Source organism: Bacillus sp. VA13 (assembly GCF_055710085.1).
Genome location: NZ_JBVQPP010000020.1, coordinates 1 through 443 on the forward strand (window position 1 = coordinate 1; position 443 = coordinate 443).

General features: G+C 47.4%; 2 tRNA genes and 1 rRNA gene. All 3 read left to right on the forward strand.

Features of this window, described 5'->3' with window-relative positions:
- Nucleotides 1-52 (forward strand): 16S ribosomal RNA (locus tag AC0C66_RS21535); the annotation flags it as partial.
- A gap of 101 nt (nucleotides 53-153) precedes the next feature.
- A tRNA-Ile gene (locus AC0C66_RS21540) sits at nucleotides 154-230 on the forward strand.
- Between the two features lie 11 nt (nucleotides 231-241).
- A tRNA-Ala gene (locus AC0C66_RS21545) sits at nucleotides 242-317 on the forward strand.
- Nucleotides 318-443 lie beyond the last annotated feature (126 nt).

Here is a 443-nt window from a genome sequence, read left to right on the forward strand (position 1 = left end):
GAAGTCGTAACAAGGTAGCCGTATCGGAAGGTGCGGCTGGATCACCTCCTTTCTAAGGATATTTACGGAATATAAGACCCAAGGTCTTATAAACAGAACGTTCCCTGTCTTGTTTAGTTTTGAAGGAACTTTGTTCCTTGAATAAGTTAAGATGGGCCTGTAGCTCAGCTGGTTAGAGCGCACGCCTGATAAGCGTGAGGTCGGTGGTTCGAGTCCACTCAGGCCCACCATCTTAAATAATGGGGCCTTAGCTCAGCTGGGAGAGCGCCTGCTTTGCACGCAGGAGGTCAGCGGTTCGATCCCGCTAGGCTCCACCAACGTGTTCTTTGAAAACTAGATAACAGTAGACATCACATTCAATTAGTAAGACAAGATATCACATAGTGATTCTTTTTAACGGTTAAGTTAGAAAGGGCGCACGGTGGATGCCTTGGCACTAGGAG